We start from the raw sequence: 21,823 nt of genomic DNA on the forward strand, positions 1-21,823 counted from the left end.
TGTGCGACATCGTCTATTCACGTTGTTGCTGGGGCTGGCGGTGTTACTCACCGCCGGCTGCGGTTACCATCTGCGCGGCACCACACAGGTGCCTGAGCAGCTACAAAAGCTGGTGCTGGACAGCAGCGACCCCTACGGCCCGTTAACCCGCGCGGTGCGCGAGCAGCTGCGCCTCAGCGACGTGGAAATCGTTGATGACGCCGCCCGGCAGGATATTCCGTCATTGCGGCTGCTGAACACCTCGGAAACGAAGGATACCGTCTCGATTTTCCAGGACGGGAAAACCGCCGAATACCAAATGGTATTGACGCTCCGGGCGCAGGTGCTGATGCCGGATGAAGATATCTATCCGCTCAGCGTGACGGTATTCCGCACCTTCTTCGATAACCCGTTAACCGCGCTGGCGAAAGACGCCGAGCAGGATATTATCCGCCAGGAAATGCGCGAGCAGGCGGCGCAGCAGTTGGTGCGTAAGCTGCTTACCGTCAACGGCAAAGAGGCCGCCGAGCGGCGGCAGAGCACCGCGGCCGCCGTTACTCCACCCGCGCGGCCATGATACGGCTTTACCCGGAACAGCTCGCCGCGCAGCTCCATGAGGGGCTGCGCGCCTGTTATCTGATCTGCGGTAACGACCCCCTGCTGCTGCAGGAAAGCCTGGACGCTATTCGCCACTCGGCTCAGCAGCAGACATTCAGCGAACATTTCAGCTTCACGCTGGATGTTCACACCGACTGGGATGCGATCTTCAGCACCTGTCAGGCGCTTAGCCTGTTCGCCACCCGGCAGACGCTATTGCTGATATTGCCTGAAAACGGCCCGAATGCGGCGATGGCGGAAAATCTGGTCAAGCTTTCCGGCTTACTACACCCCGATATTTTACTGATGCTGCGCGGCAACAAGCTGAGCAAGGCGCAGGAAAACAGCGCCTGGTTCAAGGCGTTGCCGCAGGACGGCGCCTATGTGAACTGCCTGTCCCCGGAGCAGGCGCAGCTGCCGCGCTGGGTGGCCAACCGCGCCAAAGCGATGAAACTGACGCTGGACGAACCGGCGGGCCAGCTTATCTGCTACTGCTATGAGGGCAACCTGCTGGCCTTAACCCAGGCGCTGGAACGGCTGGCGCTACTTTATCCCGACGGCAAGCTCACCCTGCCCCGGGTTGAGCAGGCGGTCAGCGACGCCGCGCACTTTACCCCGTTTCACTGGCTGGATGCCTTACTGGCGGGCAAAAGCAAACGCGCCTGGCATATCCTGCACCAGCTCAGGCAGGAAGATTGCGAACCCGTCATTCTACTGCGCACTCTACAGCGCGAACTGCTGTTGCTGCTTACGCTGAAGCGGAAAATGGCCAAAGCGCCGTTGCGTACGCTCTTCGATCAGCATAAAGTCTGGCAAAATCGCCGCGACCTGTTAACCCAGGCGCTGCAACGGTTAACCATGGCGCAGTTGCACCAGGCCATCAGCCTGCTGGCGAAACTGGAAATTACCCTGAAACAGAACTATGGTCAGTCCGTCTGGTCGGAGCTGGAAACGCTCGCCATGATATTGTGCGGTAAAAACCTGCCAGAGAGCCTGTTAGATGTTAACTAGTTCGACCACGCCAACCGACGCCATCAACCCTGCCGGCCCCGCATCGCTGACCGCGTTTTTCGGCGGGACCTTTGACCCTATCCATTACGGGCACCTGCGGCCCGTTAGCGCGCTGGCGAAAATCGTCGGATTAAAGCGCATCGTTTTACTGCCGAATAATGTTCCGCCCCATCGGCCGCAGCCGGAAGCCAGCCCGCTACAGCGGCTGCGGATGGCGCAACTGGCGATTGAAGGCCAGCCCCTGTTCACCGTGGACGACCGGGAGCTACGGCGCCGGCAACCGTCATATACCATCGATACGCTGGAAGCACTGCGCGCCGAAAAGGGCCGCGCCGCGCCGCTGGCGTTTATTATCGGCCAGGATTCGCTGCAGACGCTGCATCAATGGCAGCGCTGGCAAGATATTCTCGGCGTCTGCCACCTGCTGGTTTGCGCCCGTCCGGGCTACGGCCCCGCCCTTTCCACCCCGGCGCTGCAGCAGTGGCTGGACGACCACCTGACGCGGGACGCTCGCGCCCTGCATCAACGGCCCCAGGGGCTGATCTTTTTAGCCGATACCCCGCAGGTGTCCATTTCAGCGACGGAAATACGCCAACGGCGGCAACAGGGCCTCGACTGCGATGATTTGCTGCCCGCGGCGGTGCGGCGCTACATCGACGAGCAAGGGCTATACCGCTAGCCACAGCTTTATACCACTCATCCGAAGCGCGTGATATACTCCGCCGCTGGTTTCAATTACCGGAAAAACCGTTAATATCTGCAATTAGGCAGCGAAAAACGGTCTTTTTTACATCTTCAGATCTTCAGCGCCATAAGCGCCCATCGACCGCGGATGGAAACTACCGAGGGGGAACCTTTGCAAGGCCAAGTACTCCAAGATTTCGTTATTGACAAGATAGACGATTTAAAAGGTCAGGATATCGTTGCGCTGAACGTGCAGGGTAAATCCAGCATCACCGACTATATGATTATCTGTACCGGCACCTCGACCCGCCACGTCGCCTCTATTGCCGACCATGTGGTACAGGCGTCGCGCGCCGCCGGGCTGATTCCGTTCGGCGTGGAGGGCGAAAATGTCGCCGACTGGGTGGTGGTCGATCTGGGCGAGGTGATGGTCCATGTAATGCAGGAAGAGAGCCGCCAGCTATACGAACTGGAAAAGCTTTGGGGCTAGCATGAGACTGCAACTGGTCGCCGTCGGCACAAAAATGCCTGACTGGGTGCAGACGGGCTTCACCGATTACCTGCGCCGCTTTCCCAAGGATATGCCATTCGAGCTGACGGAAATCCCCGCCGGCAAACGGGGCAAGAATGCGGATATCAAACGCATTCTTGAGCGTGAAGGCGAACAGATGCTGGCGGCCGTGGGAAAAGGCAACCGTATCGTTACGCTGGATATTCCCGGCACGCAGTGGGAAACTCCGCAGCTGGCGCAGCAGTTGGAACGCTGGAAACAGGACGGACGCGACGTCAGCCTGCTGATTGGCGGCCCGGAAGGACTGGCGCCGGAATGTAAGGCCGCGGCGGAACAGAGCTGGTCGCTCTCGCCCCTGACGCTGCCTCATCCGCTGGTGCGCGTACTGGTGGCGGAAAGCCTGTACCGCGCCTGGAGCATTACCACTAATCATCCTTACCATCGGGAGTAAGGCGATACGATGAAATACGTGAAATAAATCGCTGGATGAAAATAGAACGCAAACCCTTTCGTGATTATACGGCCGAGTCCGCCCTGTTCGTGCGTCGCGCTTTAGTGGCGTTTTTGGGCATTTTGCTGCTCTCCGGCGTGTTGATCGCCAATCTCTATCATCTGCAAATTTTACGCTTCGATGACTATCGCACCCGCTCCAATGAAAACCGCATCAAACTGGTGCCCATCGCCCCCAGCCGCGGCATTATCTACGACCGCAACGGTATCCCGCTGGCGCTGAACCGGACGATCTATCAGCTGGAGCTGGTGCCGGAAAAAGTGGATAACCTGCAGGAAACGCTGACGGCGCTGAAACCCATTATCGATCTGACCGATGACGATCTGGAAAGCTTTGAAAAAGAGCGCAAGCGCTCGCGCCGCTTTACCTCTATTCCGGTCAAAACCGGCCTGGACGATACGCAGGTCGCCCGCTTCGCCGTTAACCAATACCGTTTCCCCGGCGTGGAGGTTAAAGGCTATCAGCGGCGCTATTACCCTTACGGCTCCGCGCTGACCCACGTTATCGGCTATGTGTCGAAAATTAACGATAAAGATATCGAACGGCTGAATAAAGAAGAGAAAATCGCCGATTACGCCGCCACCCACGATATCGGCAAGTTGGGGATCGAACGCCATTATGAGGATTTGCTGCACGGCAAACCCGGCTATGAAGAAGTCGAGGTCAATAATCGCGGGCGGGTGATCCGCCAGCTCCATGAACAGCCGCCGCAGGCGGGAAGAGATATTTATCTGACGCTCGACCTTAATCTGCAGATCTATATTGAAAAACTGCTGGAAGGCAGCCGCGCGGCGGTGATCGTCACCGACCCGCGCGACGGCGGCATTCTGGCGCTGGTCTCCACCCCCAGCTACGACCCCAACCTGTTCGTCGACGGCATATCCAGCAAAGAGTACAACCGGCTGCGCAATGACGCCAACCGCCCGCTGATCAACCGGGCGACCCAGGGGATTTATCCGCCGGCCTCGACGGTCAAACCCTATATCGCCGTTTCGGCCCTGACCGCCGGCGTCATCACCACCAACACCACCTTGTTCGATCCGGGATGGTGGCAATTGCCGGGCTCGGAGAAGCGTTTCCGCGACTGGAAAAAATGGGGCCACGGCCGTCTTAATCTGACCAAGTCGCTGGAAGAATCGGCGGATACCTTTTTCTATCAGGTCGCCTACGACATGGGTATCGATCGTTTATCCGAATGGATGAGTAAATTCGGTTACGGCGAGAAGAGCGGCATCGATATCTCCGAAGAGAGCGCCGGCAATATGCCGACGCGCGAATGGAAACTCAAGCGCTTCAAGAAACCCTGGTATCAGGGCGACACCATTCCGGTCGGCATCGGGCAGGGTTATTGGACGGCAACGCCGATTCAGATGAACAAGGCGCTGGTCACCCTGATTAACGACGGGCAGGTAAAGACGCCCCATCTGCTCCATAGCACCAGAGAGAACGGAAGGATTATTCCGTACCGTCAAACGGAGCATCGGCAAATTGGCGATATTCATTCCGGCTTCTGGGAAATCGCCAAAGACGGCATGTACGGCGTGGCCAACCGCCCAAACGGCACCGCCCATAAAAGCTTTGACGATGCGCCTTACAAGATTGCGGCCAAATCCGGCACCGCGCAGGTGTACGGTCTGAAAGAGAATGAAACCTACAATGCGCACAAGATCTCCGAACATCTGCGCGACCATAAGCTGATGGTGGCTTTCGCTCCCTACAGCAGTCCCAAGGTGGCGATGTCGATCATCCTGGAAAACGGCGGCGCAGGCCCGACGGTCGGCACCATCACCCGGCAGATCCTTGACCACATCATGTTGGGCGATAACAATACAGAATTACCGAGCGCGCCCCCGGCGGCGCCCGGCATCGAAAGCGAGTGACAGACATTCATGACGGATAGCCAACAAAAAGGCTCGATCTGGACCAAGATCCATATCGACTTTCCTTTCCTTATCTGCATCCTGGCCTTGCTGGGCTATAGCCTATTGGTGATGTGGAGCGCCAGCGGGCAGAATATCGCCATGATGGAGCGGAAAATCGTGCAGATCGTGCTGGGGCTGTTCGTCATGGTGATTATGGCGCAAATCCCGCCGCGGGTTTACGAAGGCTGGGCGCCTTATCTGTATATTGTCTGCGTTATCCTGTTGATGCTGGTGGATATTTTCGGCCAGATCAGTAAAGGCGCCCAACGCTGGCTGGATCTGGGATTTGTGCGCTTCCAACCCTCCGAAATCGCCAAAATCGCCGTTCCGCTAATGGTGGCCCGTTTTATCAACCGCGATATGTGTCCGCCCTCGCTCAAAAATACCGCCATCGCGCTGGTGATTATTTTTACCCCGACGCTGCTGGTCGCGGCGCAGCCGGACCTGGGCACCTCCATCCTTATCGCCGCGTCCGGGCTGTTTGTGCTGTTCCTCGCCGGAATGAGTTGGCGGCTTATCGGCATCGCGGTACTGTTGCTGGTCGCCTTTATCCCCATTCTGTGGTTCTTTCTGATGCACGACTATCAGCAAGCGCGGGTGATGATGCTGCTCGATCCGGAGAGCGATCCGCTGGGGGCGGGCTATCATATTATTCAGTCGAAAATCGCCATCGGTTCCGGCGGGCTTTCCGGCAAAGGCTGGTTGCACGGCACGCAATCTCAGCTAGAGTTTCTACCGGAGCGTCATACCGACTTTATCTTCGCGGTGCTGGCGGAAGAGCTGGGATTAATCGGCGTACTGGTTCTGCTGGCGATGTATCTGTTTCTGATTATGCGCGGTCTGGTCATCGCCGCCAACGCGCAGACATCATTCGGGCGGGTGATGGTCGGCGGACTGATGCTGATTCTGTTCGTCTACGTTTTCGTGAATATCGGGATGGTCAGCGGCATCCTGCCGGTTGTCGGCGTGCCGCTGCCGCTGGTCAGCTACGGCGGTTCGGCCCTTATCGTCCTGATGGCGGGATTCGGTATCGTTATGTCGATACATACTCACCGCAAGATGCTATCCAAAAACTTATAAACCGAGGTGAGCAATGCGTAAGGATTGGCTTTGGATCGGCGCCGTTAGCCTGGTGCTTTCAGCCTGTACCGTCACGGAACAGCAGCCGGCGCCGCCCGCGGCGAGCGTATATAGCGGCCCGGTTGATGAAATCGGCGGGGTCGAGCCGCGCTATGAACCCTATAATCAGGGCGCGCTGCAAGACTACACCATCAAAGGCAAGACCTACAGGGTGATAAAAAACCCGCAAAACTTTAGTGAAACCGGCCTGGCGACCTGGTATGGCGAGGAAGCCGGCGGTAACCAGACCGCCATTGGCGAAGTCTTCGATCCCAATGGCTTGACCGCCGCGCACCCGACGCTGCCGCTGCCCAGCTACGTTCGCGTCACCAACCTCAGCAACGGCCGCCGTCTGGTGGTCAGAGTGAACGATCGCGGCCCCTATACGCCGGGCAGGATTATCGATCTGTCTAAAGCCGCCGGCGACCGGTTAAATATCTCCAACAACACCAAGGTCAAGGTCGACTTCATCAACGTCGCGCCGGACGGCACCCTTTCCGGCCCCGGCACCATCGGCACCCGCGTCGCCAAACAGAGTTTCGCTCTGCCCGATCGCCCCAGCCTCGGCGCCGGAGCGCTCGGCACGCCAACGGCTGCAGGCGCCGACACGCCGGCCGATAACGCCGCGCCGCAAAGCGGCGGTTTCCTCGGCGCGCCTTCCGCGCTGCCGGCCGGGGTGATCGAAACCGCGCCGGCGGCCAGCGCGACATCGCCCGCGGCGCCAAGCGCCGCCCCAACGGCGGACGGACGTTACGTGGTTCAGGTCGGCGCGCTGAGCGATCGGCTGCGGGCGCAGGAGTGGTTACGCACTCTGCGCGAGCGCTTTCACGTAACCGGCGATGTCGCCAGCAGCGGCGGGCTGTACCGCGTCCAACTGGGGCCGTTCCAGAATCGTCGGCAAGCGGCTGAACTTCAACAACGTTTGTCGGTCGAAGCTCAGCAGCAATCCTTTATTACTGCGGCGCCCGGCGCGCTCTAGCAAGGTGAGACGCCCCTGGTCGGGGCGATGATTCTGGTGCGGGGTAGCCATAAGCGACGGCGGATAAAGGGACGGGTGTGACGTCAGCCACAGCGTCCTTTTGGCAAAATCGCGTAACGTAATGTCTGGTGCCTGCCTATTTCTCATCTGCTATAGTGTGGCTCGTTTTTTAACTTATACCCACGGATGTTGTTGTTCCAATCATGAATACTGTAAACACGTCTCGTTTTACCAAACGTACTGTGCTTGGCGCTTTGTTCGCCCTTAGTGCGACCTCCTTTGCCTATGCCGATGACATCAATCTTAAAACGATGATCCCCGGCGTACCGCAAATTGATGCAGAATCATACATCCTGATTGATTACAACTCCGGAAAAGTGCTGGCTGAAATGAATGCCGATGCACGCCGCGATCCGGCCAGCCTGACCAAAATGATGACCAGCTATGTCATCGGCCAGGCGATAAAGTCAGGAAAAATCACCCCTAACGATATTGTTACCATCAGTAAGGACGCCTGGGCGACCGGCAATCCGGTTTTTCAGGGTTCTTCACTGATGTTTCTCAAGCCGGGCGATCGCGTTCCGGTTTCCCAGTTGAACCGCGGCATTATTCTGCAATCCGGTAACGATGCCTGCGTGGCCATGGCCGACTACGTCGCCGGCAGTCAGGATTCGTTCGTTAACCTGATGAACGGCTACGTAAAGGCACTGGGGCTGCAAAATACCCACTTCGAAACCGTACATGGTCTGGATGCGCCGGGGCAGTTCAGTTCGGCGCGCGATATGGCGCTGATCGGCCAGGCGTTAATCCGCGACGTGCCGGAAGAATACGCCACCTATAAAGAAAAAGAGTTCACCTTTAACAATATCCGCCAGACCAACCGCAACGGTCTGCTGTGGGACAGCGGCCTGAACGTTGACGGTATCAAAACCGGCCATACATCCGCCGCCGGTTATAACCTGGTGGCCTCCGCGACCGAAGGCCAGATGCGCCTGATTTCAACGGTGATGGGCGGACGGACGTTTAAAGGGCGCGAAGCCGAAAGCAAAAAGCTGCTCACCTGGGGCTTCCGCTTCTTTGAAACCGTGGCGCCGCTGAAAACCGGTAAAGAGTTCGCCTCGGAACCGGTGTGGTTTGGCGACAGCGACCGCGTGGCGCTGGGGGTGGAAAAAGATGTTTACCTGACCATTCCGCGCGGCCGGATGAAAGATCTGAAAGCCAGCTATGTGCTGACCAATACCGAACTGCATGCCCCGCTTGGCAATAATCAGGTGGTGGGTTCCATCAACTTCCAGTTGGACGGCAAAACCATCGACCAGCGCCCGCTGGTGGTGATGAATGAAGTCAAGGAAGGCGGTATTTTCAGCCGCCTGGTCGACTACATCAAACTGATGTTCCACCGCTGGTTCGGCTAATTCCTCTTGTATGGGGATAAATCATCCCCATATAGCCATTTATACCATCCCAATTGATGCCGGAGTGCAGATGAAAACCAAATTAAACGAACTGCTCGAATTCCCCTGCCCGTTTACTTACAAGGTGATGGGACAGGCAAAACCAGAGTTGGTCGATCTGGTCGTTGAAGTGGTGCAACGTCATGCTCCCGGTGATTACACGCCGCAGGTCAAACCCAGCAGCAAAGGCAATTATCACTCCGTTTCCATTACCATTACCGCGACCCATATTGAGCAGGTGGAAACGTTGTATGAAGAGCTGGGCAATATTGAAATCGTGCGGATGGTGTTATAATCCCCGCCATCCTTCCTTAACCTGAAGATGACACGCGTGCTACAGGATAAGATCATAGTACGTCAATTCAGCGTACAGCCTTACCAGCCGATTTCACTGGCGATGCACACATTCACCGATCTGCGCGACGATAAAACGCCGGATGAAATCTGGCTGGTGCAACATCCTCCGGTGTTCACCCAGGGCCAGGCCGGCAAGGACGAACACGTTTTAACCCCCGGCGATATCCCGGTGATACAGAGCGACAGAGGCGGCCAGGTGACCTACCACGGTCCGGGCCAGCAGGTGATGTACGTGCTGGTGGATTTAAAACGGCGCAAATTTGGCGTACGCCAGCTCGTCACCGCGATTGAACAGACGGTGGTGAACACGCTGGCCCATTTTGATATCGCAGCCTGCGCCCGCGCCGACGCGCCGGGCGTGTATGTCGGCGAGCGTAAAATCTGCTCGCTGGGACTGCGTATCCGCAGAGGCTGTTCCTTTCATGGGTTGGCGCTGAATATCGCCATGGACCTCTCCCCTTTCCAGCGCATCAACCCTTGCGGTTATGCCGGTATGCAGATGACGCAGGTAAGCGACTATGCGCCTGGCGTTACGCTGGAGGATACGACTACGGTATTGGTCGAATCATTCCGCCAATTATTGGGCTACCGGCACTACGAAGTGATTAACTGGGATCTGACCGAGAACGGCGAGCCGCTGCCGTAACCGCCGGTTCAAATGATAACTAATCACATTTTATTTACATAATTTCTCCATTTTACCGCCGCAATAGCTGAATCTGTGCCGGCAAAGATGATATAATTTTGAGAGTTTTTTAAAAAAAATTTTAACAAAACGGTTAATCCATTGAATTTTGTTAACAAATTCCAAAAGCCATGCTCTAAATAGTTCGAGTGACAGAAAGGCCAACGCATCTGCGACTTGAAGTATGACGAGTATATTCAGAACTGGAACTTACGCGAACATGAGTAAACCGATTCAGATCGAGCGCGGCGTAAAATACCGCGATGCCGATAAAATGGCGCTAATCCCGGTGCGTACCGTCGTCGCTGAACGGCAGGAAATGCTACGCAAGCCAGAATGGATGAGAATCAAACTGCCCGCTGACTCCAGCCGTATTCAGGGCATCAAGGCCGCGATGCGTAAAAACGGACTGCACTCGGTTTGCGAAGAAGCCTCCTGCCCGAATCTGGCGGAATGTTTTAACCACGGCACCGCCACCTTTATGATCCTGGGGGCGATTTGTACCCGTCGCTGCCCGTTTTGCGACGTCGCCCATGGCCGACCGCTGACGCCGGACGCCAATGAACCGGAAAAGCTGGCGCAAACCATCCATGATATGGGCCTGCGCTATGTGGTGATCACCTCGGTCGACCGCGACGACCTGCGCGACGGCGGCGCCCAGCATTTCGCTGATTGCATCAGCGCCATTCGCCGCAAGAATCCGCAAATCCGCATCGAAACCCTGGTGCCGGACTTCCGCGGCCGTATGGATCGGGCATTGGATATTCTGACGGCGACCCCGCCGGATGTTTTCAACCATAACCTGGAAAACGTACCGCGCGTTTATCGTCAGGTCCGCCCCGGCGCCAATTATGAGTGGTCGCTGAAGCTGCTGGAAAACTTCAAAAACGCCCATCCGGATATTCCGACAAAATCCGGGCTGATGGTCGGCCTTGGCGAAACCAACGCCGAGATCGTGGAAGTCATGCGCGATCTGCGCCGCCACGGCGTCACCATGCTGACGTTGGGACAATACCTGCAACCCAGCCGCCATCACCTGCCGGTACAGCGCTATGTCAGCCCGGACGAGTTTGATGAGATGAAAGCCGAAGCCATGGCGATGGGCTTCACCCATGCGGCCTGCGGCCCGTTCGTGCGCTCTTCCTACCATGCGGATTTGCAGGCGAAAGGGATAGAGGTGAAATAAGCGCCGCCAAGGGCTTATATTTGGTTACAGATTTAGTGTTAACGGACGGCCGTCGCCGTCCGTTTTTCATTCGCGGATTATGACTCTTTGCGGTGCGTGCCGTTCAACGCCGCGGCAGCGGACGGCTTGGACGATTGATCGTCATTCATCGCTTTCTTGAAGCCTTTAATCGCGGCGCCCAAATCGCCCCCCAGGCTGCGCAATTTATTGGTTCCGAACAATAAAACGATCAATGCACCGATGACCAACAGCTTGGCGATACTGATACCTTCCATACTTACCTACCTGATTGCAGATGCCGGATAACCCAGCGAACGGATTACATTATCCCTGTGTAAAACCTTATCGGCGGCAACACAATCGCCATCTGTAACAAAGTAAGACCCGGCATCAGCATTCCCTCGGCTTACCGCTTTCACTGCCGGGCTGGCTGGATGCCCGCCATAAAAAAAACCCGCCATAAGGCGGGTTTTTCAAGAAATCGGTATAATTAAATAGCGATAACGTTAGCAGCAGACGGACCTTTCGCTCCGCTGGTGATTTCAAACTCTACGCGCTGACCTTCAGCGAGAGTTTTGAATCCATTGCTCTGGATGGCAGAGAAATGTACGAATACGTCTTTGCTACCATCTTCAGGAGTAATGAAACCGAATCCTTTGGACTCATTAAACCACTTAACGCTACCTTTAATCTTAGACATCAAACTTACCTTTAACATGAATGAAAGACACAAAATCTGTGTCGGGTACAGTACAGCAATAGATGACTCATTTGTCCAGTTGAAGATGGGCAAAAAGTGATAAAAATCGCTAAAAAAGTATGCCGAACGGGCGCACAGACAAAATTTAACAAGATTAATATCTTGGTTTGGTATGTTAACCCTGATCCACCATTTTTTATGGTATCAAACGTGCAAGGAAAACGGCGATGAAAACACTGGGCCTGATTGGAGGCATGAGCTGGGAATCAACGGTTCCCTACTACCGCACCATCAATGAATACGTAAAAAACCGGCTCGGCGGACTGCATTCGGCCAGGCTCATATTGTACAGCGTCGATTTCCACGACATAGAACGCTGCCAGTCGCAGGGCGATTGGCAGCAGGCCGCCCGGGCGTTATCGGATATCGCCGTCGTTTTAAGAAAAGCCGGGGCGGAAGCTATCGTCATCTGCACCAACACCATGCACAAAGTGGCGGATGCCGTTGAGCATGCCAGCCAGCTTCCCCTTTTACACATTGCCGATGCCACCGGTGAAAACATCTACCGGCAAGGGATAAGAAAAGTGGGCCTGTTGGGAACCCGCTATACCATGGAGCAGGATTTTTACCGCGAGAGAATTCGCCGGCGCTACGGCATAGAGGTCATCATCCCCGACCGGAGCGGGAGAGAAACGATAAACCGTATTATTTTTAACGAGCTGTGTCAGGGAAAGATTGATGCGGGATCGCGTCGGAAATACCGGGAAATCATTAAAGGACTCGAGCAACAGGGCGCGGAGGGGATTATTCTCGGTTGTACCGAAATACCGCTGCTCCTGAGCGCCGATGATGCCGGCGTTCCCCTTTTCGACACCAGCACCTTACATGCGCTGGCGGCGGCGAGATATGCATTAGATATTGAATAACAATAAATTAAATTAAAAAAATCATGTAGTTACCTGCAGGAAATAATAGCCTCTTTTATTTACTCAGGTTTCCTCATTTTTAGCAAAAAATAAGCAGTAGCCCGCTGGGATTACTGCTTTTATCGTCAAATCTTCCTAGTATACAATGCAAAATGTAACTTTTAATTATTATCTGCGTAACATTGCTTCAATAAAATCTTTCCAATGACCCACTTCTACTTCTATCATAAGAACCTCTTAATAATTAACGGCGGCGCATTATACGCACACTTTTTAACCAGGTGAAATACTTTTGCAAGTATAAAAAGCGAGCAATCACTCATTTCTGTTTCTCAGTTGACGGTGGATCTCAGCGTGTTTTTTCGGCATGCTGGTTCATCGACGATGTCAGGCTCATCCCCCCGCGCTGCGCCGTTCAATGATCATCACGTAACTCAATAAGCAGAAAGGACTTTACTAACAATGACGCTGACCATGTACGGCATCAAAAACTGCGATACCATAAAAAAAGCGCGCCGCTGGCTGGAAGAACAACAGATCGATTACCGCTTTCATGATTATCGCGCCGACGGTCTCGACGAACCGCTGCTGCGGCGCTTTATTGCCCAACTGGGCTGGCAGCCATTAATCAACACGCGCGGCACCACCTGGCGTAAACTGAGCGAACAACAGCGCAACGCCATCAGCGTCGAAGCCGCCGCCATCGCCCTGATGTTGGAACAGCCCGCGATCATCAAACGGCCGCTGTTAACGACAAACGATGGCAAAACGCTGCTTGGCTTCAGCGCGCAGAGCTATCAGGAATTTATTGCGGAGAACAAATAACGTGTCTTGCCCGGTTATCGAACTCGCCCAACAGTTGATTAAACGCCCCTCCCTCAGCCCGAATGATGAAGGCTGCCAGGCATTAATGATCGAACGCCTGAAATCTATTGGCTTCACCATTGAACCGATGAATTTCGGCGATACCCAAAATTTCTGGGCATGGCGCGGCGCCGGAAAAACGCTGGCCTTTGCCGGGCATACCGACGTGGTGCCGAGCGGCGATGAAAGCCGCTGGCGGCATCCGCCTTTTGAACCCACCATTCGCGACGGCATGCTATTCGGTCGCGGCGCGGCCGACATGAAAGGTTCGCTGGCGGCGATGGTGGTTGCCGCCGAACGCTTCGTCGCCGCCAATCCCAATCATCATGGCCGGCTGGCCTTCCTGATCACCTCGGATGAGGAAGCCAGCGCCGTTAACGGCACGGTAAAAGTGGTTGAAGCCCTGACGGCGCGCAATGAGCGGCTGGATTATTGCCTGGTGGGCGAACCGTCCAGCACCGCTATCGTCGGCGACGTGGTGAAAAACGGCCGCCGCGGCTCCATCACCGCCGACTTGCGCGTCCAGGGCGTTCAGGGTCACGTCGCCTACCCGCATCTTGCCGATAATCCGGTACACCGGGCTCTGCCGGCGCTCAATGAGCTGGCGGCGACGGAGTGGGATCGGGGTAATGAATTTTTCCCGCCGACCAGCATGCAAATCGCCAATATTCAGGCAGGCACCGGCAGTAATAACGTTATTCCCGGCGAACTGTTGGTACAGTTTAATTTCCGCTTCAGCACCGAATTGACCGATGAGCGCATTAAACAGCGGGTGGCGGAACTGCTCGATCGTCATCAGCTAAACTACAGCATTGACTGGCGGCTCTCCGGACTGCCGTTCCTGACCGCACAGGGTGAACTGGTTGATGCCGTGGTGAAAGCCGTCGAACATTACAACGAAATCACCCCGGCGCTGCTGACCAACGGCGGCACCTCCGACGGGCGCTTTATCGCCCGCATGGGCGCCCAGGTGGTGGAACTCGGCCCGGTCAACGCCACCATACACAAAGTGGACGAGTGCGTCAGCGCAGCGGACCTACAGCTGTTAAGCCGTATGTACCAGCGGGTTATGGAGCAATTGATCGCATGATTACTCATGCCATGCTAACCGGAAAAAGCGACAGTCATCTGGTCACGCTCAGCGGCCATCATCGCCTTCAGCCCGAAGCGGTCATCGCCTTTGAAGCTTTACAGCGCGCGGCGGAAAAAAACGGATTTAATCTTCAACCCGCCAGCACATTTCGCGACTTTAACCGCCAGCGTTTGATCTGGAACGGCAAATTCAGTGGGGAGCGCCCGGTGATGGACAAACAGGGCCGGCCGCTGGATATCTTATCGCTGGATGAGGGCGATCGCTGCAAGGCGATTTTACGCTGGTCGGCCATGCCGGGCGCCAGCCGCCATCACTGGGGCAGCGATCTGGATATCTATGACCCGGACCTGCTTCCGCAGGGGAAAAAGCTACAGCTGGAACCCTGGGAATATCAACAGGGCGGTTACTTTGTCGATCTGAGCGACTGGCTTAGCCGGCATATGCATGAATTCGGGTTTTATCGCCCTTATGAACACGATCTTGGCGGCGTCGCGGCGGAACCCTGGCATATAAGCTATTATCCATTGGCACAGTATGCGGAAAAGCAGCTGACGTCCGACATTATTCTGTCGGCCTGGCAAGGGGAGGAGATCGCCGGTTATCACTGGCTATGCGAACACCTGCCGCTGCTGTTTACCCGCTTCATACACAACGTCGACGGAGCTTGATCATGGCATGGCTGGCTGACTACTGGTGGATAATCCTGATTATCCTGATCGGTATGCTGATAAACGGCATCAAAGAGCTGCGCAACGTCGATCATAAGCGCTTCCTGATGAACAAGCCCAAGCTGCCCCCGCATCGTGACAACAACGATAAATGGGACGACGAAGAGGATGACGGGCCGCAGAAAAAGCCGTGAAAAAACGGCCGTTCAGCACAGAAAATCTGGTATTACTCCGGTAATACCAAGCTGCCGTCATACCGCAGTAGCGCCGGCGCGTGATTGAGCATCCGCTCGGCAATTCCATATTCTACACCGGGCACGGCATCTAATGTGAATGGTGTTGTTCCCAACGTTTGAATAACTGTAAATAATAAAACGCATCTCCCGCTGTCGCTTTTCCCATCTTATTGCACAGATATCAATGAAGGGCTAAAACACCCTTGTCTATCCGACAACAGCCCATGAATAAAAACCAGCACTGATAATAATTCCAAAGACGAGGCCGACAGAAAAATGGCATATTTATTTAAAAATAACAGAAACCCGCGTCTTTAAGCACGGACAAAGCAGGCAGTTTTTATTTATCAGAATAATGCGCCTGTTAATAAATTAGCACTTTTACCCAAATCCCTTTATTGCGGGAGGCGGTTCTACGTTATAAATAACACCAGGGAAAATAAAATGACGATAACGGCGTCCTTATTATCACCGAAAAGAAAAACCTTCAGGCAATCAATATTAGCAGTCAATATCACTGTTGCCCTGCTGATGCTGGCCGGTTGCAGCAGCGGCGGAGGGGGAGGCAGCGCCGGCGCGGCGCCAACGCCGGAAACACCCACTACACCAACAGAGCCCACGACACCGACAGAGCCAGAAACACCGACAAATCCGACGGAGCCGGAGACCCCGCCCTCCCCGACGGAACCCGGCGACTCCCGGGTCAAGGTGGGCATTATCGACTCGGGACTTTCCCTGAACCGTCCCTACATCAACTATGACAACGTCACGGCTTTCAAATCTTTCGTCGGCGGAAGCGAAGACCTAAATGATAACCTGGGCGATGACGGACACGGAACGATAGTGGCGATGACTCTGGCCGGGCAAGAGTGGCGGCAATGGCCCGCCGGGATGGCCCCCGACAGCCAGCTTTATATCGCGCAAGCCTCAAAAGACAGGAGTTTCGGATCTATCGAAGCCCTATACTCCGTCAGTTGGCTGCTGGAAAACGACGTCAAGATCATTAATATGTCTTATGGCTCCACCCAACGACTGACTACACCCGAGGAGTTGGCGGCCGCGGGCCAACGATATCAATACGAATTGCAGTCCCTGCGGGAGATCGTCGACGCCGAAGCGCTTGCCGTCATATCGACAGGTAACGAGAATACCTCCACACCATCCCCTCAGGCGCTGCTCCCAGTGATCTACAGCGATGAACCCGAACTACAGAAGGGCATACTGGCCGTTACCGGTTTCATCGATGAAAATGTGTATTCGAAACCCAATCAACCAGACGAACTCTATCTATTCGACGCCTGTGGCGGCGCGGCCGCATACTGCATGAGCGCGCTCGGCACCGCGAAATATCCTAGCCAAGGCGATACAACAGATGGCGAATGGACGACCCAAAACGCATACGGTACTTCTTTTTCCGCGCCGCGGGTAGCGGGAGGAGCCGCGCTCGTCAAGGCAACCTTCCCGTGGATGACCGGCTATAACCTACAGCAGACACTGCTAACGACGTCGACATATCACAGCGATGCTTACACAGAATACGATCCCGATAACTCTTATTATGAATCGATCTATGATGATGACGGCAATCTGGTGGAAATTATCTTCCATCGCGCTGAAAAAACGGTGGCCGATACCGCCAACGGACGCCCTTACAATGACACCTTTGGCTGGGGCGATCTGAATACCGAAAAAGCGTTAAAAGGCCCGGCCATGTTCTACGCCGACGACTTCACCGCCCGGCTGACCGCCGGCGACTACAGCTTTTCCAACGATATCAGCGGTGACTACGGCCTTATCGTTACGGGCGCCGACAACGCTGGCGGCATCCTGCGCCTGACGGGGAACAACGCCTATCAGGGCGATACGCGCATCACCGCCAACAGCCTGTTCGTGGACGGTTCGATAGCGGGCAATGCCACGGTATCGGGGACGGGGACATTGGCGGGCAAGGGCGCCATCGGCGGCAACGTCAACAACGCCGGCACCGTCGCCACCACCGCCGAAGGCGGGCTGACCATCTCCGGCGATTACATTCAAACCAGCAACGGCGCCTTGAGCATCACGCTGTCCAACCCGCTCGCGGTGACAGGCAGCGCCGCGCTGGACGGCACGCTGAGCGTCGGGCTGCCCGGCGACGACTATATCGTCCAGGTCAGCGAAACCCTGCTGCACAGCGGCCTGGGCGTCAGCGGCCAATTCGCCGGCGTCGACACCAGCCTGTTCCTCACCGGCAGCGTAACCTATGGCGCCAATGACGTCACCGGCGCCTTCAGCCGCGTCAATACCGTCGATGCCGTCGCCAACAGCGGATTACAGGGCTCGGCCCTGCTGCAAACCGCCGCCAACGTGGAGTCCGCCTTACGGGTTGCCGACCGCTGGGCTACCTCCGACAGCGTCAGCGCCGAACAAACCGGCCTGCTGGCAAAAGCCGCCGCATTCCAGCAACTGGCGACGGCCAGCGCAGCGGCAATCTCGTTGGATTCGCTATCCGGTCAGGCGCATGCCTCCAGCAATGCCATCCTGTTCAACAGTCTTGATTACCAAAATCAACTGCTGAACAACCGTCTGGATCGGCTGGATAATGGGAACAGCTACGGATTCTGGATAGAGACCGGCAAGCTGCGCGGCGACCTGAGCCAATCTGGCTATTTGGGCAGCCATTACGATATCAACCTGACGGCGATCGGGGCCGACACCGACTTCGATACCGCGGGCCTGCGTGCGGGGATTGCCTATACCAACAGCCAGATCAAGGCCAGCTACCAGGGTAGCGGCGGCAGTAGTGAGAATGAGTTACACGGCGTGATGAGCTATGCCCGTTATAACCTCACGCCGCAATGGTATGTTCAGGGTAACCTGAGCTATCAGCGCGGTCGCGATAAATTAAAACGTTCTATTCTGCTGGACGATGTGCAGGCGGTATCCAGCAGTACATCAAGCGACAGTTGGCAGGGACTGGTGAAAACCGGCTATGAATTGGCCTTAAATGACGTCTTCAGCGTGCAACCCTATACCGGACTGAAATATAGCCGTCTTTCCACCGGCGGCTTTACCGATACCGGCAGTGAATTCGGCCTGACGGGAGAAGGTAACGACTATTCCCGTACCGTCGGTTTAGCCGGGTTGAATCTGCGGGCAGCGATCGAATGGCATCAGGGATGGTGGAGCAGTCTGGGCCTCAGCGGTGAATATCAGCACGCGTTCAGCAATCCATCCCTGGATGTGACCGCCCGCTGGAGCGGACTGGGCCGGGAAGGCGAACGTCTTGACATTCCCGGCATTCGTCTGGATAAAGACTCTCAGTGGGCGGGCGTCCGGCTGGACGTAGGCAAAACAGCCGATGCCCACTTCTTCCTGCGGGCAGACAAGCACTTTGCCGATCGCGGAAATGAGGAAGTGCTGCGCGGCGGCGTTGACGTATCCTTCTGATATCGGCCGAGGCCGGTAAAATAACAGACTCGTCAGAATGACCGGAATTATCGTACGTATGGGGAATGCGGCATAATTCCGGCAACAGTCATTAAAAAGTCCCCCGATAACTTAAAATAACGTTCTCGCCGACGTAACGTGCAGATGAGAGTATGAAAAATGGAAAACGCGGTTAAACCCTATTTACAACGGGTCTGTTTTAATCCGAAAAAAACTATTGAATCCGACAGTTATCCATTTAATATTCCGGCGATAAAAGCGCTTGAAGAGATTACGTTCCATTCTGATGTTACCTTCCTTGTCGGCGAAAACGGATCCGGAAAATCTACGCTGCTTGAAGCGCTGGCGATATTATTGGGACTCAATACGCAAGGAGGAAGTACCCCGCTAAATATTTCCAGCACCGAGCATGGCGCCGCCCCCCTATATGAATATCTTCTCCCGGTTCGGGGTCCTTATCGACCCCAGGACGGGTATTTTCTGCGGGCAGAAAGTTTTTTTAATGTCGCGACCTATCGGGATGAACGCGCATCGCTAAAAAGCGTTGATTATAAGAAAATCCACCACCACTCTCACGGCGAAGCTTTTATTACGTTAATAACCCAAAAGTTTACCGGGCATGGCATTTATCTGATGGATGAACCGGAAACCGCGCTGTCGCCTAACCGGCAATTAGCCGCGCTGCGCGCAATACATGAGTTGGTCCAGAAGGGATCACAATTTATCATAGCGACTCACTCCCCCATTATTCTCTCTTATCCGCAGTCCCGAATTTATAAATTTAGTAAATCGGGCCTGTTTGAGGTGAGTTATGAAGATACGGAACACTTCTTTATTACTAGAGACTATATGAACAACTATCCCAAAAGATTGAAACAGCTACTGGAATAAGCGTTGCCGGTGGTTTACAGCGGAAATACCGCCGCGCCGATAATCTTCGGGCCAGACGCAACGTCATTCACCGCGCTAAATATAGCCAATCCCGTCAGGGCGGCGATCATCCCGATGCGGCCTCTCTTCACGTAACGGTACGGTATCGTCACCATTGACCTCATCATGTCCTGAAGGTGTAATACTGGATGTTAAATGCAATCGATGCGAGTGAAAAGCCGCCAGCGATTCACGGTGCGCCACACTGACGATAGCGCTGCCGGGCAGAGCCGACAGCAATGTCTGATAAATATGTTGTTCGGTAGCCGCATCAAGCGCACTGGTCGCTTCATCCAGAAAAATAAAGTCCGGCCGATGCAACAGCGCCCTGGCGATCGCCAGTCTCTGCTGTTCACCGCCGGATAGCCGCTGTTGCCAGCGATCGCTGATATTCAACAGGGAAACCGCCCCCGGAAAACAGTTCTGTGTCAGCGCTTGACGGCACTGTTCATCGCTAAAATCCGTTTCGTTATTGGGATAACAGAGCGCCGCCTTCAGCGTACCGGTGGGGATGTAGCTTTTCTGAGGCAGGAACAAGAAGCGGCTGGCGGTCGAACGAACTATCTCACCCTCGCCGTACGACCACAACCCGGCACAGGCCCGCAGCAGAGTACTCTTACCCACCCCTGAGAGACCGGCGATCAGCCAGCGTTCACCGGGCAGTACTCGCCACTGTTCCACAGTCGTTAGTTCCTTACCGTCAGGAGTCTTCAGTACTAGTCGCCGGCAATTGAATCCCGGCGCTTCACTCTCCAGCAGGAGAATATCCGATATCGCATTGTCAGATTTATTCAGCGCCTGCTCCAGATCGCGCAGCCGGTTGGTCAACGCCAGCCAGCGGGTAAAGGCCTCATATGCCTGCATGAAATAGCTCAGCGTGGAACGCAGAGAACCGTATGCCATCTGGATACGAGTCAGATCGCCGAAGGTGATCTCACCGTTCAGCAACTGCGGCAACGCCAGCAGAGTAGGCAATGGAGAAATAAAATGGGAAAACGTGCCTTGTCCCAGCGAGACCTTAAAACTGCGCTGGATAATGGCCAGCGCATTGTTCCGCAGGATAAGAAAGCGTTGGATCAGGCGCTCTCCTTCCCGCATACCGCCCTGATAAAACGCGATCTGTTCCGCATTTTCCCTTACCTGCATGCCCAGAAAACGAAAGTCGCCCTCTGCATCTTGTTTATTTATATTTAATAAAATTAATTTCTTACCAAGGACATGAGAAATATACAGTTGCAGAAAAGCACAAATGAACACGGTATAAACCATATAGCCCGAAATCGCCCATTCACGGCCCAGCGCACTGAAACGCAGGGTTCCAGCAACGGACCATAACAGTACGGTATAGGTCGCCGTATTAATAAAAACCGATACCAGGCTAATAAAGAATTTAAGCGATGCCTCCACCAGTTCACTGACATCATCGGCAATACGCTGATCGGTATTGCTTAGCATACCATCCCGTTCCAGCCGGTAATATGCCGGTGTTCCCGTCCAACGCCGGATATAACGTAACGTTACCCAAGTGCGCCAACGTAACGCCAGATAGTGGTTAAAGATCACGCCAATCTCCGGCAACAGCATCACACCCAATCCCAATATGAAATTGAGCACGAACAGCGGCTTGATCTGTTGCCAGTCCAGCGCGATCAGTGCATCAATGAACTCTCCCGCAATACGGTTCACCCTGACATGGAGGTAGGCGTTGCACAGCGTGATGCTGATAATCACCGCCAGCACAGCCAGCGCCAGGTATTTCTCCGATGATCGCCAATAAGGAAACAAAATCTGCCAGATGCCTGGCCTCAAATCACTTTCATCATGTTCTTTCACTGACTTTCATACCCGTATCCGATCATGCGTCAGACTATAAGCCGCTGACACGCCTGGTGTAGTGCCGACGCGATGCCAATGCGGATCGACATATTTTTAATCAATTCAATACATCCAGAACAAATGCCCGCTAATGCGGGCATAGACGC

The 21,823-nt window shown here is 55.0% G+C and carries 23 protein-coding genes; 19 read left to right on the top strand and 4 right to left on the bottom strand.

The window, feature by feature from the left end:
• Position 1: 1 nt before the first annotated feature.
• From lptE to lipA, 12 genes are all read left to right on the top strand, one after another.
• Complete coding sequence (lptE, locus tag EH206_RS15740; RefSeq protein ID WP_009113814.1) at positions 2-556, top strand: LPS assembly lipoprotein LptE; 555 nt, start codon at positions 2-4, stop codon at positions 554-556.
• Positions 553-1,587: a DNA polymerase III subunit delta gene (gene holA, locus EH206_RS15745; protein WP_009113815.1), complete on the top strand. Its 1,035-nt coding sequence runs from the start codon at positions 553-555 to the stop codon at positions 1,585-1,587. Before lptE ends, holA begins: the two co-directional genes overlap by 4 nt.
• The gene (gene nadD, locus EH206_RS15750) at positions 1,577-2,266 is read left to right on the top strand and encodes a nicotinate-nucleotide adenylyltransferase (protein ID WP_009113816.1); all 690 of its coding nucleotides are present in this window, start codon (positions 1,577-1,579) and stop codon (positions 2,264-2,266) included. The genes holA and nadD overlap by 11 nt, the downstream gene beginning before the upstream one ends.
• Before the next feature lie 177 nt (positions 2,267-2,443).
• On the top strand, positions 2,444-2,761 hold the full coding sequence (gene rsfS, locus EH206_RS15755; protein WP_040343333.1) for a ribosome silencing factor: 318 nt from the start codon (positions 2,444-2,446) through the stop codon (positions 2,759-2,761).
• A gap of 1 nt (position 2,762) precedes the next feature.
• Positions 2,763-3,233, top strand: a complete 471-nt coding sequence (rlmH, locus tag EH206_RS15760) for a 23S rRNA (pseudouridine(1915)-N(3))-methyltransferase RlmH (protein WP_009113818.1) — start codon at positions 2,763-2,765, stop codon at positions 3,231-3,233.
• A 35-nt stretch (positions 3,234-3,268) separates the two neighbouring features.
• Positions 3,269-5,173 (top strand): peptidoglycan DD-transpeptidase MrdA, encoded by a 1,905-nt coding sequence (gene mrdA, locus EH206_RS15765; protein ID WP_009113819.1) that lies wholly within the window; start codon positions 3,269-3,271, stop codon positions 5,171-5,173.
• 9 nt (positions 5,174-5,182) lie between these two features.
• Entirely contained in the window at positions 5,183-6,295 is a 1,113-nt protein-coding gene (gene mrdB / locus EH206_RS15770; protein ID WP_009113820.1) for a peptidoglycan glycosyltransferase MrdB, read from the top strand.
• Between the two features lie 13 nt (positions 6,296-6,308).
• Positions 6,309-7,313 carry an endolytic peptidoglycan transglycosylase RlpA gene (rlpA, locus tag EH206_RS15775; protein ID WP_009113821.1) on the top strand — a complete coding sequence of 335 codons (1,005 nt, stop codon included), beginning with the start codon at positions 6,309-6,311 and terminating at the stop codon, positions 7,311-7,313.
• A gap of 203 nt (positions 7,314-7,516) precedes the next feature.
• Positions 7,517-8,728, top strand: a complete 1,212-nt coding sequence (gene dacA / locus EH206_RS15780; protein ID WP_009113822.1) for a D-alanyl-D-alanine carboxypeptidase DacA — start codon at positions 7,517-7,519, stop codon at positions 8,726-8,728.
• A gap of 70 nt (positions 8,729-8,798) precedes the next feature.
• On the top strand, positions 8,799-9,062 hold the full coding sequence (gene ybeD / locus EH206_RS15785) for a DUF493 family protein YbeD (protein WP_009113823.1): 264 nt from the start codon (positions 8,799-8,801) through the stop codon (positions 9,060-9,062).
• A 27-nt stretch (positions 9,063-9,089) separates the two neighbouring features.
• Complete coding sequence (gene lipB, locus EH206_RS15790) at positions 9,090-9,770, top strand: lipoyl(octanoyl) transferase LipB (RefSeq protein WP_009113824.1); 681 nt, start codon at positions 9,090-9,092, stop codon at positions 9,768-9,770.
• Between the two features lie 259 nt (positions 9,771-10,029).
• On the top strand, positions 10,030-10,995 hold the full coding sequence (gene lipA / locus EH206_RS15795) for a lipoyl synthase (RefSeq protein WP_009113825.1): 966 nt from the start codon (positions 10,030-10,032) through the stop codon (positions 10,993-10,995).
• A 77-nt stretch (positions 10,996-11,072) separates the two neighbouring features.
• On the opposite strand, the gene tatA is transcribed toward lipA, so the two are convergent.
• Both tatA and cspE read right to left on the bottom strand, forming a co-directional pair.
• Positions 11,073-11,270: a Sec-independent protein translocase subunit TatA gene (gene tatA, locus EH206_RS15800; protein WP_009113826.1), complete on the bottom strand. Its 198-nt coding sequence runs from the start codon at positions 11,268-11,270 to the stop codon at positions 11,073-11,075.
• Positions 11,271-11,485: 215 nt separating this feature from the next.
• Positions 11,486-11,695, bottom strand: coding sequence for a transcription antiterminator/RNA stability regulator CspE (gene cspE / locus EH206_RS15805; protein ID WP_009113827.1), 210 nt, complete (start codon positions 11,693-11,695; stop codon positions 11,486-11,488).
• A 227-nt stretch (positions 11,696-11,922) separates the two neighbouring features.
• Here cspE and EH206_RS15810 point away from each other — a divergent pair, with 227 nt between their 5' ends.
• Positions 11,923-12,621 carry an aspartate/glutamate racemase family protein gene (locus EH206_RS15810; protein WP_009113828.1) on the top strand — a complete coding sequence of 233 codons (699 nt, stop codon included), beginning with the start codon at positions 11,923-11,925 and terminating at the stop codon, positions 12,619-12,621.
• Between the two features lie 168 nt (positions 12,622-12,789).
• On the opposite strand, the gene ypfM is transcribed toward EH206_RS15810, so the two are convergent.
• Positions 12,790-12,849, bottom strand: coding sequence for a protein YpfM (ypfM, locus tag EH206_RS23650; RefSeq protein ID WP_137739240.1), 60 nt, complete (start codon positions 12,847-12,849; stop codon positions 12,790-12,792).
• A 234-nt stretch (positions 12,850-13,083) separates the two neighbouring features.
• On the opposite strand from ypfM, the gene EH206_RS15820 reads away from it, so the two are divergent.
• The 6 genes from EH206_RS15820 (at position 13,084) to EH206_RS15845 (ending at position 19,802) form a co-directional block, all read left to right on the top strand.
• Entirely contained in the window at positions 13,084-13,446 is a 363-nt protein-coding gene (locus EH206_RS15820; RefSeq protein ID WP_009113829.1) for an ArsC family reductase, read from the top strand.
• A 1-nt stretch (position 13,447) separates the two neighbouring features.
• Positions 13,448-14,575: a succinyl-diaminopimelate desuccinylase gene (dapE, locus tag EH206_RS15825; protein ID WP_009113830.1), complete on the top strand. Its 1,128-nt coding sequence runs from the start codon at positions 13,448-13,450 to the stop codon at positions 14,573-14,575.
• On the top strand, positions 14,572-15,246 hold the full coding sequence (locus tag EH206_RS15830) for a M15 family metallopeptidase (RefSeq protein ID WP_009113831.1): 675 nt from the start codon (positions 14,572-14,574) through the stop codon (positions 15,244-15,246). The genes dapE and EH206_RS15830 overlap by 4 nt, the downstream gene beginning before the upstream one ends.
• Before the next feature lie 2 nt (positions 15,247-15,248).
• Positions 15,249-15,440 carry a YpfN family protein gene (locus EH206_RS15835; protein ID WP_009113832.1) on the top strand — a complete coding sequence of 64 codons (192 nt, stop codon included), beginning with the start codon at positions 15,249-15,251 and terminating at the stop codon, positions 15,438-15,440.
• Positions 15,441-15,926: 486 nt separating this feature from the next.
• On the top strand, positions 15,927-18,911 hold the full coding sequence (locus tag EH206_RS15840; RefSeq protein ID WP_009113833.1) for an autotransporter domain-containing protein: 2,985 nt from the start codon (positions 15,927-15,929) through the stop codon (positions 18,909-18,911).
• 159 nt (positions 18,912-19,070) lie between these two features.
• The gene (locus EH206_RS15845) at positions 19,071-19,802 is read left to right on the top strand and encodes an AAA family ATPase (protein WP_009113834.1); all 732 of its coding nucleotides are present in this window, start codon (positions 19,071-19,073) and stop codon (positions 19,800-19,802) included.
• A gap of 75 nt (positions 19,803-19,877) precedes the next feature.
• On the opposite strand, the gene EH206_RS15850 is transcribed toward EH206_RS15845, so the two are convergent.
• Positions 19,878-21,674: an ABC transporter ATP-binding protein/permease gene (locus EH206_RS15850; protein ID WP_009113835.1), complete on the bottom strand. Its 1,797-nt coding sequence runs from the start codon at positions 21,672-21,674 to the stop codon at positions 19,878-19,880.
• Between the last annotated feature and the right edge of the window lie 149 nt (positions 21,675-21,823).

This window comes from Brenneria nigrifluens DSM 30175 = ATCC 13028 (assembly GCF_005484965.1).
Classification (GTDB): domain Bacteria; phylum Pseudomonadota; class Gammaproteobacteria; order Enterobacterales; family Enterobacteriaceae; genus Brenneria; species Brenneria nigrifluens.

What these genes read in the sequence shown, in the direction of transcription:
- holA (WP_009113815.1), top strand. Translation starts at nt 553, where the DNA reads ATGATACGGCTTTACCCGGAACAGCTCGCCGCGCAGCTCCATGAGGGG.
- nadD (WP_009113816.1), top strand. Translation starts at nt 1,577, where the DNA reads ATGTTAACTAGTTCGACCACGCCAACCGACGCCATCAACCCTGCCGGC.
- rlmH (WP_009113818.1), top strand. Translation starts at nt 2,763, where the DNA reads ATGAGACTGCAACTGGTCGCCGTCGGCACAAAAATGCCTGACTGGGTG.
- mrdA (WP_009113819.1), top strand. Translation starts at nt 3,269, where the DNA reads ATGAAAATAGAACGCAAACCCTTTCGTGATTATACGGCCGAGTCCGCC.
- mrdB (WP_009113820.1), top strand. Translation starts at nt 5,183, where the DNA reads ATGACGGATAGCCAACAAAAAGGCTCGATCTGGACCAAGATCCATATC.
- rlpA (WP_009113821.1), top strand. Translation starts at nt 6,309, where the DNA reads ATGCGTAAGGATTGGCTTTGGATCGGCGCCGTTAGCCTGGTGCTTTCA.
- dacA (WP_009113822.1), top strand. Translation starts at nt 7,517, where the DNA reads ATGAATACTGTAAACACGTCTCGTTTTACCAAACGTACTGTGCTTGGC.
- ybeD (WP_009113823.1), top strand. Translation starts at nt 8,799, where the DNA reads ATGAAAACCAAATTAAACGAACTGCTCGAATTCCCCTGCCCGTTTACT.
- lipB (WP_009113824.1), top strand. Translation starts at nt 9,090, where the DNA reads ATGACACGCGTGCTACAGGATAAGATCATAGTACGTCAATTCAGCGTA.
- lipA (WP_009113825.1), top strand. Translation starts at nt 10,030, where the DNA reads ATGAGTAAACCGATTCAGATCGAGCGCGGCGTAAAATACCGCGATGCC.
- tatA (WP_009113826.1), bottom strand. Translation starts at nt 11,270, where the DNA reads ATGGAAGGTATCAGTATCGCCAAGCTGTTGGTCATCGGTGCATTGATC.
- cspE (WP_009113827.1), bottom strand. Translation starts at nt 11,695, where the DNA reads ATGTCTAAGATTAAAGGTAGCGTTAAGTGGTTTAATGAGTCCAAAGGA.
- EH206_RS15810 (WP_009113828.1), top strand. Translation starts at nt 11,923, where the DNA reads ATGAAAACACTGGGCCTGATTGGAGGCATGAGCTGGGAATCAACGGTT.
- EH206_RS15820 (WP_009113829.1), top strand. Translation starts at nt 13,084, where the DNA reads ATGACGCTGACCATGTACGGCATCAAAAACTGCGATACCATAAAAAAA.
- EH206_RS15830 (WP_009113831.1), top strand. Translation starts at nt 14,572, where the DNA reads ATGATTACTCATGCCATGCTAACCGGAAAAAGCGACAGTCATCTGGTC.
- EH206_RS15835 (WP_009113832.1), top strand. Translation starts at nt 15,249, where the DNA reads ATGGCATGGCTGGCTGACTACTGGTGGATAATCCTGATTATCCTGATC.
- EH206_RS15840 (WP_009113833.1), top strand. Translation starts at nt 15,927, where the DNA reads ATGACGATAACGGCGTCCTTATTATCACCGAAAAGAAAAACCTTCAGG.
- EH206_RS15845 (WP_009113834.1), top strand. Translation starts at nt 19,071, where the DNA reads ATGGAAAACGCGGTTAAACCCTATTTACAACGGGTCTGTTTTAATCCG.